This window comes from Acinetobacter sp. Ac8 (assembly GCF_055392545.1).
The window spans coordinates 4,396,766-4,413,989 of record NZ_AP043689.1 but is presented as its reverse complement, the minus strand read 5'-3'; the positions used below and the strand labels follow the sequence as shown (position 1 = coordinate 4,413,989).

Below are 17,224 nucleotides of genomic sequence, written 5' to 3'. Positions count from 1 at the left end.
GCTCATGCAACGAATTTATAAAATTGGTCAAATCGTACCCAGTTCCAATACCACGATGGAAAATGAAATTCCAGCGATGTTGAAAGCACGCCAGCTGATTCGCCCTGAAAAATTTACCTTTCATTCTAGCCGTATGCGGATGAAACATGTCAAGAAAGAAGAGCTTGCGGCAATGGATGCGCAGTCTGATCGTTGTGCTTTAGAACTTTCAGATGCCAAAGTGGATGTGTTGGGATATGCCTGTCTGGTTGCGATTATGTCCATGGGCATTGGTTATCACCGTGAGTCAGAAAAACGTCTACATCAAGTCACGGTTGATAATGCTGCTGCAGCGCCTGTCGTCACCAGTGCTGGCGCTTTGGTTGACTGTTTGAAGCTGATGAAGGCGAAAAAAATTGTTGTTGTTACGCCCTATATGAAACCTTTAACCGAACTGGTGGTGAATTACATTGCTGAAGAGGGGTTTGAAATTCTCGATTATGTGGCCTTAGAAATCGCTGACAACATTGCTGTTGCGCAACATGACCCTGCTGATTTGCCCAACATTGTGCAAAAGCTGAATTACCAAGATGCAGATGTGATTGTGCTTTCAGCATGTGTGCAAATGCAGTCACTTCCTGCAGTCGCTAAAGTTGAGGCACTCACAGGTAAGCCCGTGATTTCAGCAGCAATTGCAACAACCTATCAGATGCTTAAAGCAATGGATTTAGAGCCTATTGTACCGGGTGCTGGTGCATTGCTCTCTGGCGCATATGCATAAGGAGTGTGAAATGAATCAACAATCCCTAAATGATAATTACCAAGGCGTGTGGGGAAATCGAATTGGTTTTGGCAAGAAACCCGTGCTGCTGTTGGTCGATTTTATCCAGTCTTATATTACGGCATCTGAGCCTTTATATGCGCCTGATGTGATTATTGCAGTTCAAGAAACCGAAGCGGTTTTGGCACTGGCACGTGAACAGAATATTTTAGTGATTCACACCAATATTCTTTATCACGCGAAAAACCAAATTGACGGGGGAATGTGGGTAAAAAAATCACCCGTAATGGCAGCGATGACGGTGGATAATCCAGCCACTCAATTTTGCCCACAAGTTCAACCGCTCGACACTGAATTGGTGATCACTAAAAATTATGCAAGTGCTTTTTTTGCTACAAGTTTGTCATCGGTTTTAAACGCTGAGGCGATAGATACCGTGATTATTGTGGGTTGTTCGACCAGTGGATGTGTTCGCGCAACAGCCGTAGATGCTGTGCAACATGGATTTAGAACCATTGTGATCCGTGACTGTGTTGGGGATCGTCATCGTGAACCCCATGAAGCCAATCTGTTTGATATCGATAGTAAATATGGAGATGTTGTATCAAAACAAGAGGTCTTGAATTATTTCACTCAAAACAAAAATTGATGATTGATACAACTAAAAATTATGGACGTTAGGGTAATAAAAAACCAAGGATAGAATGGTTTTTGGTGATGCATTAAAACAAAAGAGAATGTGCAGATCATCAGTGACATAAAAGCTTTGTTCATTTTGTTCTAAGTATTACAAGAAAAACAACTCACTTGGTTTGTGATCTAAAGGAGTTAGATATGTCTACCAGTGTTGTAAAACCACAAGAAATTTACCCTGAACAAGAGGTTCAGGTTTATAAAAAAGTGATTTGGAAACTGATTCCATTCCTGTGTTTCTGTTATATCGCAGCCTATTTAGACCGAATTAATGTCGGGATTGCCAAATTACACATGTTAAATGATGTGAACTTGAGTGAGGCTGCGTTTGGGTTAGGTGCAGGGCTTTTCTTTGTTGGCTATATTATTTTTGAAGTACCCAGTAACTTGGTTCTGGAAAAGGTTGGCGCAAAAATTTGGATTGCGCGGATTATGATTACATGGGGGATTTTGTCTGGTTTAACCATGTTTGTGACCACACCGATGCAGTTTTATGCGCTGCGGTTTCTGCTCGGTGCTGCGGAAGCAGGCTTTTTACCCGGGGTTTTGTATTATTTAACCACATGGTTCCCAACATACTATCGCGCTAAGATCATTGCCTTATTTATGATTGGTTTACCCTTGGCGGTGATTATTGGTAGTCCGCTATCAGGTTGGATAATGACCACCTTTGATCAAGTTTATGGCTGGGCAGGTTGGCAATGGTTGTTCTTTTTGGAAGCACTTCCAAGCGTGATCTTGGGTATTTTGACATTTAAAATGTTACCGAATCACTTTTCCAAAGCCAAATGGCTCAATGATGCTGAAAAATCAATCATTGAAAAAAATCTCAATAAAGATTTAGAAGGCAATGACTCTGCCAAACAAAAGCATAGTTTTAAAGATGGATTTTTCAATACCAATATCCTGAAACTCGGTGCAATTAATTTTTCGATGTTGCTGTGTACCTATTCTATGGGCTTTTGGTTGCCGACATTTATTAAAACCACAGGCGTTGCCAACTTATTAAATATCGGATTACTGGTTGCCATTCCAAGTATTGTTGGTTTGATTGCAATGTTGGTCATTGGGCGGAGCTCAGATAAATATAGAGAGCGTCGTTGGCATATGGTCGTACCATTTATTTTTGGTGCAGTCGCACTGTTTTTAACCACAATGTTTAGTAGCAATATTGTGATGACTTTGATTTTGTTCTCGATTGCCGCGATTGCGACCACAGGCACCATTCCCGTGTTCTTTAGTCTTCCTGCAACTTTTTTATCAGGAACTGCGGCAGCGACAGGGTTTGCATTGGCGTGTTCTATTGCCAACATTGCCGGCTTAGTCAGTAACACTTTGGTGGGTTATGCCATTCAGATTACCGGTAAACCAGAAGGCGCACTCATCGTGTTCTCAGCATGTTTATTGTTGAGTTGCTTCATTGTGCTGTCTTTGCCTAAAACTTTAGTAAACAAATAAATTAAAAAAATTGAATGGCAATGCGTTCGGGAGAACAAATTGCTGAGGAGGTTCTCATGTTAAAAATTAAATATTTAGGATTAATTGTATCGAGTTTGATCTCATTTCAAGCCTATGCCAATGCACAACCTTCACCGTTCCAATGGGAAACTGAAGATGGTTTAAAACAATTGAAATTAGGCGGTTTTGTCCGAACCAATTATCGTGATGAGCGATGGGAAAGCCCCAATAATGGCAAGTTTTTGTTTGATAATGCCCGTTTAAATATTAAGGGCAAATATGACCAATTTTATTTGGATGTAAGTTATGCCTTCCAAAGTGATCATAAACGTTCTGTTGAACATGGTTTTGTCGGCTATAAGCCTGATGACAATAATGATTTTCAGGCCGGAATTATTTATAAGCCTTTTGGGATTTATCCATTCCCAGAGCATGCCTGGACTTTCCCGATCCCATTTTTCTTGGGATTTGCCGACAGCGTAGCGCCGGGATTGAGTTGGAAAAATACCTCGCCAACCCATGATTTTAGCGTGGCGTATATGCCAATCATGAGTCCAGGCAATATTCGTTATTCGCCAGAGTCAGGTTCGGCGGATAAATTGGATAATGTGCTGCCTCACCAACAGCAATATCTCAATGAAAAAAGAAATCAGCTCAATCTACGTTATGCCCATAAAATGGATTTGGAATTTGGTAAACAGGAGTTTGGTGTCAGTGGGGCATATTCACAATTGCGTAATAAAGCGACGGATAAAAATGGCGATTATTATGCATTTGGAGTGCATGGCTTAAACAATTACGAAAAATGGAATGTGCAAACTTCAGCGATTCGCTATAAATATGATGCAAAAAACCCAGAGGGTTTAAATAATGATCAAATTTTAATGCAAGCGAATGGTATAACACCTGCTTATTTTGTCGCAGCTGAAGGGACGATTGGTTCTTTTAATATCGGTTATACCCAACCTGTGCAAACCAAGTATTTTCCGAATTTAAAAACTGTAAAATTCTATAATGATTATAGTGTGTTATGGAAAGACAAAGCCGGTTGGGATCGCTCGCAAATGGACACCTTTGGAGTGCAGTTTAATGCAATGCCTTTCTTAATTTGGGTAGATGGAAGTGTCGGGAAGAATGTCAATGTGTTGGGTGGGGCTAAAAACGCAACTGGCTATACCTCGACGAATTCAGACTATAGCAATGACTGGAAATTTAGGTGGAATATCAACGTTGGATATAACTTTTAGTCTTGACCTATGAGGGAATAAATGGAATTGACAGTCAATAATCTGGTTGAAGCAGTGATTTTAAATCGACATTCTGTACGTGCATTTACAGATCAGGCTGTAGATCCTGAGATCATTCAGGATCTGCTGCGAAAAGCCAGTTATGCACCCTCTGGAACCAATACGCAACCGTGGAAAGTCTATGTGGTTCAGGGCAATAGCAAATTGAGGATTAGCCAACAAGTGATTGCAGCGGCGGATTCCATTTATTCTGGTCAAAGTTCAAGAAGTGAATTTACTGCCCCTTATCTTTATTATCCTGAGCAATGGTTTGAACCGTATATTAGCCGTAGACGGGAGAATGGTTGGGGTATGTATGCTGTACTGGGCATTAGCAAACAACAACGACAGGAAATGCATCAACAACAGCTTCGAAATTTTAAGTTTTTTGATGCGCCTGTCGGTTTATTTTTTACCACGCATCGTCAATTAGAAGCGGGCGCAAAAATGGCGATCGCCATGTTGATGCAAAATATTATGTTGCTTGCAAAAGCGCAGGGCTTAGACACCTGTCCCCAAGCATCATGGAATGATTATCACAAGATTATCATGCCAATTTTAGGTGCTACAGATGATGAACAATTGGTTTGTGGCATGTCTTTAGGCTATGCCGATATGAATGAAAAAATTAATTCTTTTCATCCCTCACGACTCAGTCTTGAAGAATTTGCTGTATTTTTACAATGAACAAAAAACAAAGAGATATCAGATGATATCTCTTTGTTTTACTAAATATCGATCTTAAAGTATAGCAGCGCTTAGCTGACTAACTTTTGCGTTTGTTTATTTTGAATATTTTTGGCTAATTTATAACATTCATCTACATGCGCTTCAGCAACTTTTTTCATCACAATATAGCCTAAACTTGCTGCAATGATTGAGCCACCCAGTGGGATAAATTTGGTCACTTGTTTGGTAATGATTTTAGCCGCCATATTATTTAATGATGCCTTTACCGCAGTACGCGCAACCACTAAACCTGAAAACTCAAAACCACGTTTGCGTAATTCATTCCAATGAATTTTCTTGGTTGCAGGATCATAAACACTGATTTGATCTGGTGCTAAACCAAAGCGGGCATTGATTTCAGGAATCAGAAGCGACAGCATCCCGACATCAATCACCACATCTAAAAACGGAACAGGAATCACTGCGACACCAGCAGAGACATAAGAGCGCTTTTTTACTTGCTCCAAGCATTCATCACGAATTTGTTCTAGGTTTAAGCTTGGATCGATTGCGTCTGGAAGTTTATCAATTTTCATAAAACAATTACCTTTGTTTCAAGCTTTTTCTCATATTTTTGAAAACGCATGTTTAAGCTTGAAATTGTGAAGTTATTTCCAAATAATGTTTTAAAAATGCCATAGTATGGTGTTGTTGTATAGTGGCGAATGTTTATGTTTTGTGCATAAACGTAGACAATAGAAGATTGAAAGTTGAGGAATTATGGCCATTCATGTGATTCAAAGCCAACGCATTGATGTTTTGGTGCAAGGGCTTTTGCAAAATACCATTCGGCCATCCAAGAATCCTTTTGCAGTCTTGCAAACACAACATTTTATTGTCCCAAGCCCTGCGGTACAAGAATGGTTGAGCCAGCGTATTGCTGAACAACAAGGCATCAGTGCCAACAGTCAATTTCATCAACGTATTCGTGGTTTTCAGTGGTTTGCTTATCAGCAAGTTTTAGACGACAAAGACAAAGTCCGTAAAGCCAATATTCCGCGTTTGATTATGAAGTGGCGAATTTATCAAACGTTGAAAAGTTTTATTGAGCAGGATGAAAATAGCTTAGCCCAAGAGCATCCTTTGCATGGCATTATCCAGCGTATTTATGATGCAGCCTCGCAACTGGAACAAGGTTTAGAGAAGCAACTCAAAAAACAAAGTATGTTGTATTGGGTCTCTGAACAAGTGTCTAAATTGTTCAGTCACTACATGTTGTATCGTGGGGAATGTCAACGCGGTTGCCAACAGAACAATGGACAAGCATGTAGTTGCCCAAGCAATTGGCTAGGGCAGTGGGGACGTGGTCAAGCACTTAACATCGAACAGCAATTCTTTAAAACCAATCAACAAATTTCAGCATTTACTTTAAATCAAGCACAAGAGCTGGAAACTTGGCAACGTTGGCTGTGGCAACATACATTTCATGATGATTTTATTGAAATGCAAAGTATTGATCATGATTTTTGGCAAATCATGGATGATGATCTACAACGCCCTCAAGCCTTAAAGAAATTACCCAGCCAGCTGATTATCTTTACTTTATTGGACTTGCCACCGAGTCAATTACAGTTTTTAAGACGACTGGGACAATATTTGGATGTGGTGATTTTACATTACAACCCATCACAAGAATATTGGGCTGACAGTGTCGATCCAAACTGGAAAAAACAATATGATTTGCGGGTAAAGGCGCGTTTTGTCAGTAAGTATCCCAAAGCGACCGATGCAGATATTCAAAAGTTTTTTGATGAGTTTACTTTGAATTTTAATGCGGAAATTCGTGAATCACGACATCCATTATTAACCCGTTTTGGTAAACAAGCCCGTGACCACTTTTCGATCCTGTCCAATCTGTCTTCAGGTGAAGAAGGGCAATGGGTAGATGCCTTTGTCGATGAAGAACCGATTCATTTATTAAGTAAATTACAATCAGATATTTTGTATTTGGTTGAGCCTGAACCGCATGCTTATCTAATTGCCCAAACGGATGACTCGATTCAAATCCATGTGTGTCATTCGTCTTTACGACAGCTTGAAGTGTTAAAAGACCAGTTGGTTGCTTGGTTGATGAAAAGCACTGCTGAACAACCACATCGCCCAAGTGATGTTTTGGTGTTAGTGCCCGATTTAAAACAAATTGAACCACTTATTCGCAGTGTGTTTCCGCATACACCAAACCAAGACAGTATTTATCTGCCAGTGAAGATTGCTGGAGTAACGCAACTGGATGCCAATAATGCTTGGCGTGCTGTTTTAGGTCGGATTCAATTGGTGGAAGGTCGTTTTAGTGTTGAGGATTTCGCAGATTGGTTAAGTTTAAATGCCACGCAATTACGTTATGGTCTGGATATTTCAAATACAGAAAGAATGATTGAATTATTGATCAATGCTGGGTTTAAACGTGGTCTAGACGCACAACATTTACGACGATCTTTAAGTCAGGATGATGAAGATTTCCGTTTTAGTTTTAAATTTGCCCTTGATCGTTTGGCTTTAGGTATTGCGATTCCAGAGCATACGATTTTTGAAAATACTCTAAGTTATGCTCAAATTTTGCAAAGTGATTTTGAGTTAGTGGCTAAACTGATTCAGATTTATCAAGATTTTGATGTGCGCCGTGACTGGATGATTGCGCATGAGTTAGGAAAAAATACCGCTTTAAAATGCAATGTTGAGGCGTGGTTAAAACTACTGATGCAAGACATTATTGAGTTTGAACAAGCTGGTGCTGAGTCGTTAAAAGTCGTACGTGAAATTGTCAAAAAACAAGAGCGTATGCTGACCTTAGCCAGTTTTTATGATGAGCACGCGCAACCCATTCTTAAAAATATTTATTTACCTTTACCTTATCTATTGAATGAAATTCAAAATTTATTAGAAGGTCAAATCGATCAGGCTTTACCGACAGGTCAGATTACCTTTAGCCAAATTGGCCAGATTCGTCCTTTACCTTATAAGTTGATCGTCCTGTTAAATTTGGATGGGGGTAAATTTCCAGATCGGAATGTACATTTGCCCTTTGATTTAATGCAAATTCTCAAGCCGCAATTGGGGGATCGTTCCCGTCTTGATGATGATCAAGGGGCTTTCCTCGATGCTTTGTTATTGGCGCAGGAAAATCTATGGTTATTCTATAATGGCTTTGATGTGAGTGATGGTGAAGTTCGTGAGCCATCCAGCGTGTTACAGGAATTGATCAACCATATTGCCCTGATTGCCCAATCTGAAACGGCATTATCTAGGGACAATAAAGATATCAGTCCTGTTGATCAGATGATTGAGCTGAAGGGGATTCAAGTCCCTGAACATTTACAGTCTTTATATCACATTCACAGCTTACAACCTTTTGATCCAAATGGTTTTGAGTCAACAACACCGCTTCGTTTTCAAGATCAATGGTTCAATGTTGCACAACACATCCGTCAAGCGGAAATGCTTGCTAAACGTGAGGCTTGGGCAAATACACAATATCCTGTTGTTCAAGAAGAGCTCACTGTTTTGGATGCGCGACAGTGGATTCAAGATGTCACTTTCCCAGCACAGTTATATTTAAAAACTTTAGGCGTAGAGAATCTGCGCGCAGAAGATATTCCCGCAATGAACGAACCCTTAATTCTGGATGGTTTGGCACGTTATCAGATTCGAGATTTCTTGCAGAAACAATCGACTCATTCTGCTGAAGACTCTTGGTCTCAAGAGATTGGATTACTGCAAAATCAATTACCCATTGGTAAGATTCAGCACAGCGCATGGCAAATCAGTTTGGCGGAGCAAGACAGTTTAAAAGAGCGGTTACAGCGTTATGCTGCTGATGTGACGGTGACAACGCAACGGCAATGGCGAATTGACGCTGGTTTGGTCATGAATATTACTGTACCTCAGCAAGCAGGGCAGCATTGGGTGAGTTTGGATGCGTCAAGCGGTCGTGCTAAACGTCGTGCCAAAGTTTGGTTAGAATATTTACTTTGGTTAAGCTATTTAAATGTCGATGCTGAAAAGTCTAAAACACTACAACGTATTGCGGTATTTAGTGATGTCACGATCATCAGTACTGGGTTAAGTTCAGAACAGGCGAAAGCATATTTATTGCCGTGGTTTAAAGCATTTGCCTATGCCCAATCGGAACCTTTGGTTCTACCTGCTGCTTTGTTATTAAAGCCCGCTGAAAATAATAAGCAGTTGCAATGGTCACTCGGGACGGTTGAAGCTGGCTTAGCTGAACATAGTTTAAATGAACGTAGTTTAAATGCGGATACACAACATCATGTGGAAAGTATGTTGATCGATAACTTTGCAGATCTTTTAAATGAATGGAATAAAAGCGATGCGTTTCTACCTTATGATTTGACTGAAATGGAATGGAGTAAAAAGCATCGGGATTGGCAATTTATTTTGCAAGAACAAGATGCGACCGCATTGTTAAAACATGCCTGTGATCATTTTGGCTATGCGTTGTATCAGCCGATTTATCAGCATCAATTTGTTGCGGAGGAATAAACATGACTTCCGTAAATTCACAGTTACCGGCAGCACAAAACGGCACAGCCAAAAAAGTTTCGATTCAGCCGATTGAAGATATGCAATTTGCCGGATTGCACTGGATCGAAGCTTCAGCAGGTACAGGGAAAACCTATACGCTCTCAAGCTTGATGGTGCGGATTTTTTTAGAAAAATACTTACCGAGCCAAGTCATTGCAACCACATTTACCCGTAAAGCTGCGGCAGAATTGAAAACACGTATTCGCTTACGATTACAGGAAACATACCGCTATTTTGACTCATGTCGTGAATTAACCGAAGCGCAAGTCTTGACCAAAGCAGCCCAAGAGTCAGATCCATTATTTTCTAAAGTGTTAAAGATGTTTGCCTCACGGATTGCATATGCCTGTGAACGCTTGAAATTGGTGATTGATCAACTGGATGAACTTTTTGTCGGGACTTTAGACAGTTTTAGTCAGAAATTACTGCGTGAGTTTGCTTTTGAAAGTGGCAAAATTGAGCGGGCTGAAATTACTGATGATGCGAAAAGTTATAGTCAGCAATTGATTCATGATGTACTTCGCGCATGGATTCAAAAACAGCCTCAAGATATTGTAGACAGCTTGATGTTTGCGGGCGAGTTACATGGTGTAGATTATTATGTTGCAACGGTGGAACAAAGCTTAAATTTTGCCTCGGCAAATTTTATTGAGCCTAAATTTTCCAATGCAGATGTTCAGCTATTCCAACAGGCGATTGAACAGCTTGCCAAGATTCAACTGGATCAATTGCAGACTTTGCAAAGTTATTATTTATTGGGTGGTGAGTTTTATAAATTTGCGAATGGGATAAAATTTAGAAATGATCGATTGAATCGTATTTTTGCCAAGAGCTTGCCGCGAATTATTCAAACCCTACAACAGCATGACTATAAGCATTATCTAAGTTCAAAGCTGAGTGTTGAAAAGTCCGATTTTGCAACCCTGATTAAAGTGATTCGGGAGCAGCAAATTTTTAAAAAAGCCGCACCTGAAAATGTACAATCCGATTTTTATCAACACACGCTTATTCAACAATTACTCAGTATTTATGCGCAGATTGAGATATATGAAAATCAACTGCTTGGAACCAATACATTCTTAAAATACTATTTGGCAAAAGAAGTCAAAACACGTTTACCACAAGTGTTACAGCAAAAGGGTGAAACCACCTTTGCACAACAAATTCGTACCCTTGCAGAGGCTTTGCAAGGCGAACAAGGCCAGCGTTTTGCGACCTTTGTACATGCGCGTTATCCACTGATTCTGGTCGATGAATTTCAGGACACCAACCAAGATCAAGATGATATGTTGGCACAAATTTGGCGGCATCCCAATCGTGTCAAACAGGGTTGTATGATCATGGTCGGAGACCGTAAACAGGCAATTTATGGTTTCCGTGGTGGGGACATGTTGACCTTTTTAAAAGCACATCAGGATGTATTTGGCAAAGCAGGGCATGAATATAATCTGATTTTTAATCATCGCTCAGTCAAGCCTTTGGTTGAAGTGGTTGATGCCTTATTTCAACGCCAGATGGATTTTGGTGAACAGGTCTGGTATACCCCAGTACAAGCAGGTCCTCGTCCGCATCCCGATCTGCTGGATCAAGGCCATGTCAATCCACAGCCTTTAAGGTGGATCAAGCTTGAAGATAAAAATCAAGAAGCTGAACAAGTGGCATGGAAAATTCGTGAGCTACTCAATCAGGGGATTCAAGGCAGTTTATATTTTATTGAAAAATCAGTGCATCGTGCAGTAGATGAAAATGATATCGCCATCCTCTCCAAAAACCATGATGGCTTAGATAAAGCACAATCCGCGCTGGAATTTTTAGGGATTCGAACCAGTCGACCCTCGAAAAAAAGTGTTTTTGAAAGTCAGATTGCAGGTGATGTTGGGGCTGTGCTTGCTGCAATTTTGCATCCTTATCATGAAGCCAAAGTAAAACGGGCTTTGTTAAGCCGCCTGATCGGCTTTGATTTAAAAGCGTTGATTGCCTTGGAACAGCATGCCGATGGTTTGAGTGTCTATATTGAACTGTTCGATCAGATTCGTGAGCTGTGGCTCAATCAAGGGTTTTTAACGGCTTGGCAATATCTGCTTAACCAATTTTCTGTCTGGACAAAATTGGTGGAAAAACACAGTCGTGACAATGAACGTGTGGTGGTGAATTTACGTCATTTAACAGAGTTATTGAGCCAGCACAGTGAAAACTATCAAGGTGCACAAAATCTTTATCATTGGTATTTAAAACAACTGACTTCACCGATGGAGAGAGAGTGGGAGATGGAACGGAAACTGTCCAATGAGGCAGGGGTTCAGTTGATGACCATTCACCAATCCAAAGGGCTTGAATTTAAGTTTGTGTTTTTATTGGGCGCTGATAAAGACTTTAAAGAGATCAATAAAACGCTGAATTTCTCGACGGTTGAACAGCTGAATGTACGAACAGGACAGAATGAACAACAGCGTGTGGTGGCGATCAATGATGCCAATCTACTTGATCAAAAAGACATTGAGCAGCACAATGAGCGCGCTTTAGCAGAACATCACCGGTTGTGGTATGTGGCATTGACCCGTGCCAGTTATCGGGTGTATGCAATGCTGAGTGATGTAAAGGAAAAATCTACAACAGGACTGGCATTTTGGCGCGGTCAAGGCGCAAATACGTTTCAGCATGCTGGAAGTGCCATGCAAGCTTTATTGACCGAACGCCCACCACGTTTAGAAAAGGCTAAGAGCGATGTTCAATTGCCTTTACTTACACAAGCCTTTCCTACTCAACGTTTTTATCCGCGGGGTAAAACCAGTTTTAGTGCTTTGGCTCAGCATTTAACTCGGCAACAAATTCAGGATGCTTTGGCCGTTTCTGAACAAAAACAGGATCGAGCAGAAGATGAAATTCAACAACCCATTGTTGAAATCATTACAGATGTGGTTCCTAGTCAACCGCTTGCATGGATCAAAGCCAATTTCCCAATGGGTACAATTGCAGGAAATTTCCTACATGAAATTTTTGAGCATATTGATTTTAAAGATACGCATTATTGGCGTTTGGAAATACGTCGTCGCTTTAAAAATGATTATTCAAGTTTATGGACGGAGTTACTGGAAAAATATCAGCAGGCTTTTCTCAACGACAATTCGAGTGAGGGCGTTTCTCAAACAGAACACGCTGTAGAAGAGACGCTGATTGATTGGATGGCTGAGTGGCTACAGGATGTTTTATCTACGCCGATTCTCAGTCATTTTAAAATGGGGCAACTTGAACCACATGAGCATTTAGCTGAGTTTCCATTTAATCTGGCCCTTTCAGATCGAGTTTTGGCAATTAAACGTATACATCAATTGTTTGATGAGCATGCCATTGCAATGCCTGAGTTTAAAGATGCCAATTCAGCACGTTATTTAAATGGGTCAATTGATTTGGTGTTTTTTGATGGTCAGCAATATCATATCGCCGATTATAAAAGTAATTTTTTGGGTGTAGATCAGCAAAGTTATTTATTTGAAGCTGTTCAGGACAGCATGTCGCATGCCAGTTATTGGCTACAGGCATCTTTGTATTTGGTGGCATTGCATCGTTATTTGAAAATCCAGCTCGAAGATTATCAAATTGATCGTGATCTGGGAGGTGCAACCTATTTGTATTTACGTGGTATGAATGGTCAAAGTGGGCAAGGTTACTACTTCTGGCGACCCACGACGGAATTTATTTTAAGACTTGATGCCATATTGGGCTATTTTACTGAGGATAAATCCAGTTGAATCGTGTGAATAGTTGCTTGAACAGCTTTGCAAACAATAAGTTATTCTGTGGATAACTCTGTTGAAAACCTTGTAGATAACTCTGAGGATAACCGTGTGGAAAATAAACAGGATTTAGAAAGCCAAGTCCCGCAATGGATTGAGACTTGGAGTAAATACATTTTAGCGCAGTATTCCACAGCTTCAGGATTAGATGAACAGACACTTGAATTAGTACAAGAAATTTTATTGGCAACCACACAAGGAGATAGCTGTATCTCCGCAGAGGCGCAAAACACCGCCTTATTAAAGCCATTGATTGTAACGCATGATATTGAAGAACCTGATATTGTAGAACATGGTTTAGCTGAAACAGTGGTTGCACCATTTGTGCAACAGCATGGCTTGATTTATCTATACCGTTATTGGCAACTTGAGCGCCGTTTAGCGATACAAGTGGCACGGTTAAAACAGCAGAAGATTCAACCTGTTGATGTTGTTGCATTTGATCAGCTTCTCACCGATCCACATCAAAAAGCTGCCTTAACTATGGTGGCAGGCAATGCTTTTAATATTATTACCGGCGGACCAGGTACAGGTAAAACTTATACCTTGGCCAGAATCATTGCAGTATTGCAGCAAACCATTCCTGATATTCGTATTGCAATGGCTGCGCCCACAGGCAAAGCCGCACAGAGAATGGGGGAAGCACTACAAAAATCATTGAGTGATCCAAAACTACACAGTTTTGGACTGAACCAACATCAATTTAATCCCATGACCTTACATCGGTTATTGGGCTTGGGAAATCAGCATATTCCTCGTTTTAATCTACGACAGCCATTGCCTTATGATGTGATCGTGGTTGATGAAGCATCGATGCTAGATTTAAATTTAGCCACGATGTTATTTGAGGCGATTCCTGAACATTGCCGTTTAATTCTTTTGGGTGATGCCAATCAGTTGGCTTCAGTGGATGTCGGTTCGGTGTTGGCAGATTTACAGAATGTACAATCATTACAGCACAATCGGGTCAATCTACAGACCAGTCAACGCTTTAAAGATGGTGCCTTAATTGGAAAAATGGCACAGTTTATTCAATCACAGAAAAATCAAAGTATAGACCGTGCAGAATTATTGGCGAATTTTGAGCAAGAAATTGTTGAGGCGAGTGCGCTTAAACCAGTTGAACTCAAAGCAAATATGCAAGATGTGATTCAGCTTGAATATCTGCCTGAAAAGATTTTGCCAGCAGATCTAAGCCAGTATTACCAAAAACTCAGTTTAGGTTTTCAAGCTTATTTTCAAAGTTTAAACAGCTATCTGATGGCCGAAGAGCCTCATCATCAAATTGAAGCGGTGACACAAGCATTTGACCTATATCGTATTTTAACGGCTGTTCGGCATGGTGCATTGGGATTGAATAGCTTAAACCATGAAATGGAAAAAGCATTATTTGAATATCTTCCAACATTGGCTCGTTATGGTGACTGGTATGTTGGGCGTCCTGTGATGATGAGCTATAACGATTATCAACTTGGTCTTTCCAATGGAGATATCGGAATTTGTCTAAAACATCGCCAGCACGCTGATCAATTTGAAGTCTATTTCCCCAGTTTAGACAAATGGATTGCTGCAACGCGTTTGCCTAAATCGATGCAAACCGCTTTTGTTTTAACCATTCATAAGTCTCAGGGTTCAGAATTCACCCATACCGCCGTGGTTTTGGATGTTGCAGCAACACGTTTGTTGAGCCAAGAGTTGATTTATACCGCCATTACACGGGCTAAATCAGTGGTGAGTTTACTGGTTGATCGACAAGCATTTATCCACGCTTTAGACACTGCTACAACCAGAATGAGTGGATTGGTTAGCATGATTAACACGGCATAGTTATTTTGTAGTTTTTATTGATAATTTATCTCTATGTACGAAATTGCTTACATGAATTCGAGAGATTTGCGCATAGAGCTTCTTGTTACTTTTTGAGATGATGAAGCCATAAAGAACTCAGCAAGGATCGTTGAGTAAAATCGCAAAATAATAACAATTTAAAGTCGTGAGACTGCGAACTTACATGAAAGTAAGTGATAAGAGGAAACTTACAGCCGCTAAGCCTTGTAGTTTTGGGAGAGACTACAGGGCTTTTTTATTGAAATTAAATTCTGAATTTTTATCTCAAAGAGAATCAAATTATTTAAATTTAGTAGGTTTTTTAAAACGCTACAACCATTGCCTCTATGTACGTTATTTCTCACATAATCTTGCGGTAAATGCGACTTCTGTTCAAAGTCTGTCACAGGCATAATAAGTCACATAAGGACATAATTGGTCACATGGTTGTGAAACGAGTGTCATGTACAAAAACAAAAACTGCTTAGGGTACAAGCAAATAATATAAATAAGATAAGCACAATAACTAAACAAGAAACTACAGCGCAAAGGAAAAGCCCTAAGAGTAATCTTAGGGCTTTTTCATATTTTATCTGTTGCGTTTAAACCAAAATCGCTGTTTAAACTGACAATTTAAACCAATTCGGTTTCTGTTCGATCTGTGCCAAATAATGCTCGACGTTGTGTTTTAGGGATCTTAGGGCACTGGCTAGAAATTTGATAAAGCGTTTGTGCCAGAGCAGGAATATGTGTTCCAACCACAGCTTTGCCTGTATTTAAAATACTGACGCTAATATCACGCTCTGGATCAGCCCAGCAGAGAATGTTGGAAAAGCCTAAATGCCCAAAAGCTTGCCCCGTCATTGGCCCAAATATACCCACTGGGTTACTGCCGAGCATAGGCCCCAAAGCATAGCGCATCGGTGCAAGTAAGGTTCGGTCGATGTTGGTGGTTGAGGTAGGCAAAGTTGCACGAAATACCGTTTCAGGACTCATGATTTGCTTGCCATTATATTGACCGCCATTCAATAACATCTCAAAGAAGCGATTGGCTTGTTCAGCACTGGTGTAAATATTGCCCGCAGGGCATACCGTATCCATAAAACGTGGATCATTGGTCACATCGACAGCAAGTTGTAAGCCACCACCGAGCACATGGTTTAAATATAAGTCTGTACCGAGTTTAGGGTGTACACCAGTCGGATAATTTAAAGCAACTTGATCTCTATATTCTGGTTTTAAGCCATAGTTAAAAAACTGCATATCCATCGGTTTTTCAATATGTTCATGTAAAAACTGACGAATATCTTGCCCTGTTACCCGCTCAATCAATTCACCTAAAATATAGCCTGCAGTAACAGCGTGATAAGCCAAATGCGTACCAGCAGGTGAAATGGGTTGTGCAGCGTAAAGGTGTTGTAAAATTTGATCTTTGTCAAAAAGCAGTTCTGGAGTGACTTCCATTTCTATCCGTGGAATTCCACCACGGTGGGACAATAAATGGAAAATTGTGGCACGGCGCTTGCCATTTTGTGCATATTCAGGAATGTAGTAACTGATCGGATCTAATAGATTGATTGCACCTGTTTCATCTAACATGTGAATCAACATTGCTGTAATTATTTTTGATGCTGAAAATAAGCAAATCGGGGTGTTTGGATTGCCAAGTACTGCATCTGAAGCCAGACCATCGGCAGAATTACCTGACGCATAACCCAGACTACGATTGAGAATAATCTCACCTTTGCGTCTTAAGCACATGGTGATCAGGGGATGGTTGCCTGTTTGATACAGGTTTTCAATACTTTGCCAAATCTTTTCAATTTGTTGTTGGGTCATCCCTCCCAGTTCTGGAGAAACTTCATTTTTGCGCTGCGTGATACTGCTTAAGTCCTTGGGTACATAGCAGGTATTGGTTGAAAACAATTTCACAATCTTTTTCCATGATTATTTTTATTCCACGGCAGTGTGAACTGAGTTGAGCATGATGTCAGTGTCCCAATTGCCATGCGATTTGTAAAAAAAATGCAATAGTTTGGTAATTAAGCCTTATGGGAATGGTTGTACGATATTTTTGCAATCTCACCCCACTTCCTTTAAAATAGGCGACTGCTGTAGTGATGCACGGCAGTTAA

Annotated in this window: 10 protein-coding genes; 8 read left to right on the top strand and 2 right to left on the bottom strand. The window is 40.4% G+C overall.

The window, feature by feature from the left end:
- The first annotated feature begins 4 nt into the window (after positions 1 to 4).
- The 5 genes from ACZ5QH_RS20975 (at position 5) to ACZ5QH_RS20955 (ending at position 4,884) form a co-directional block, all read left to right on the top strand.
- Positions 5 to 760, top strand: coding sequence for a maleate cis-trans isomerase family protein (locus tag ACZ5QH_RS20975; RefSeq protein WP_303576632.1), 756 nt, complete (start codon positions 5 to 7; stop codon positions 758 to 760).
- Positions 761 to 770: 10 nt separating this feature from the next.
- Positions 771 to 1,409 (top strand): isochorismatase family protein, encoded by a 639-nt coding sequence (locus ACZ5QH_RS20970; protein ID WP_303576633.1) that lies wholly within the window; start codon positions 771 to 773, stop codon positions 1,407 to 1,409.
- Positions 1,410 to 1,594: 185 nt separating this feature from the next.
- The gene (locus ACZ5QH_RS20965) at positions 1,595 to 2,911 is read left to right on the top strand and encodes an MFS transporter (RefSeq protein WP_004816727.1); all 1,317 of its coding nucleotides are present in this window, start codon (positions 1,595 to 1,597) and stop codon (positions 2,909 to 2,911) included.
- A 56-nt stretch (positions 2,912 to 2,967) separates the two neighbouring features.
- Entirely contained in the window at positions 2,968 to 4,158 is a 1,191-nt protein-coding gene (locus tag ACZ5QH_RS20960; protein WP_303576634.1) for a hypothetical protein, read from the top strand.
- A 21-nt stretch (positions 4,159 to 4,179) separates the two neighbouring features.
- A complete protein-coding gene (locus ACZ5QH_RS20955; protein ID WP_303576635.1) occupies positions 4,180 to 4,884 on the top strand; it encodes a nitroreductase in 705 nt (234 codons plus the stop codon).
- A gap of 71 nt (positions 4,885 to 4,955) precedes the next feature.
- Here the strand turns inward: ACZ5QH_RS20955 and ACZ5QH_RS20950 are convergent, their stop codons facing one another.
- A complete protein-coding gene (locus ACZ5QH_RS20950) occupies positions 4,956 to 5,462 on the bottom strand; it encodes a hypothetical protein (RefSeq protein WP_004725502.1) in 507 nt (168 codons plus the stop codon).
- Between the two features lie 184 nt (positions 5,463 to 5,646).
- On the opposite strand from ACZ5QH_RS20950, the gene ACZ5QH_RS20945 reads away from it, so the two are divergent.
- The 3 genes from ACZ5QH_RS20945 to recD all read left to right on the top strand — a co-directional run bounded on the left by ACZ5QH_RS20945 (position 5,647) and on the right by recD (position 15,089).
- The gene (locus ACZ5QH_RS20945) at positions 5,647 to 9,426 is read left to right on the top strand and encodes an exodeoxyribonuclease V subunit gamma (protein ID WP_303576636.1); all 3,780 of its coding nucleotides are present in this window, start codon (positions 5,647 to 5,649) and stop codon (positions 9,424 to 9,426) included.
- Between the two features lie 2 nt (positions 9,427 to 9,428).
- Positions 9,429 to 13,217 carry a UvrD-helicase domain-containing protein gene (locus ACZ5QH_RS20940; RefSeq protein WP_303576637.1) on the top strand — a complete coding sequence of 1,263 codons (3,789 nt, stop codon included), beginning with the start codon at positions 9,429 to 9,431 and terminating at the stop codon, positions 13,215 to 13,217.
- Between the two features lie 96 nt (positions 13,218 to 13,313).
- Entirely contained in the window at positions 13,314 to 15,089 is a 1,776-nt protein-coding gene (gene recD / locus ACZ5QH_RS20935) for an exodeoxyribonuclease V subunit alpha (protein WP_303576638.1), read from the top strand.
- 633 nt (positions 15,090 to 15,722) lie between these two features.
- On the opposite strand, the gene ACZ5QH_RS20930 is transcribed toward recD, so the two are convergent.
- A complete protein-coding gene (locus ACZ5QH_RS20930) occupies positions 15,723 to 17,021 on the bottom strand; it encodes a serine hydrolase domain-containing protein (RefSeq protein WP_303576639.1) in 1,299 nt (432 codons plus the stop codon).
- Positions 17,022 to 17,224 lie beyond the last annotated feature (203 nt).

Bases quoted from the DNA above. Each gene is read 5' to 3' on its own strand.
- ACZ5QH_RS20960 (WP_303576634.1), top strand. From the start codon at position 2,968: ATGTTAAAAATTAAATATTTAGGATTAATTGTATCGAGTTTGATCTCA.
- ACZ5QH_RS20950 (WP_004725502.1), bottom strand. From the start codon at position 5,462: ATGAAAATTGATAAACTTCCAGACGCAATCGATCCAAGCTTAAACCTA.
- ACZ5QH_RS20965 (WP_004816727.1), top strand. From the start codon at position 1,595: ATGTCTACCAGTGTTGTAAAACCACAAGAAATTTACCCTGAACAAGAG.
- ACZ5QH_RS20940 (WP_303576637.1), top strand. From the start codon at position 9,429: ATGACTTCCGTAAATTCACAGTTACCGGCAGCACAAAACGGCACAGCC.
- ACZ5QH_RS20975 (WP_303576632.1), top strand. From the start codon at position 5: ATGCAACGAATTTATAAAATTGGTCAAATCGTACCCAGTTCCAATACC.
- ACZ5QH_RS20970 (WP_303576633.1), top strand. From the start codon at position 771: ATGAATCAACAATCCCTAAATGATAATTACCAAGGCGTGTGGGGAAAT.
- ACZ5QH_RS20945 (WP_303576636.1), top strand. From the start codon at position 5,647: ATGGCCATTCATGTGATTCAAAGCCAACGCATTGATGTTTTGGTGCAA.
- ACZ5QH_RS20955 (WP_303576635.1), top strand. From the start codon at position 4,180: ATGGAATTGACAGTCAATAATCTGGTTGAAGCAGTGATTTTAAATCGA.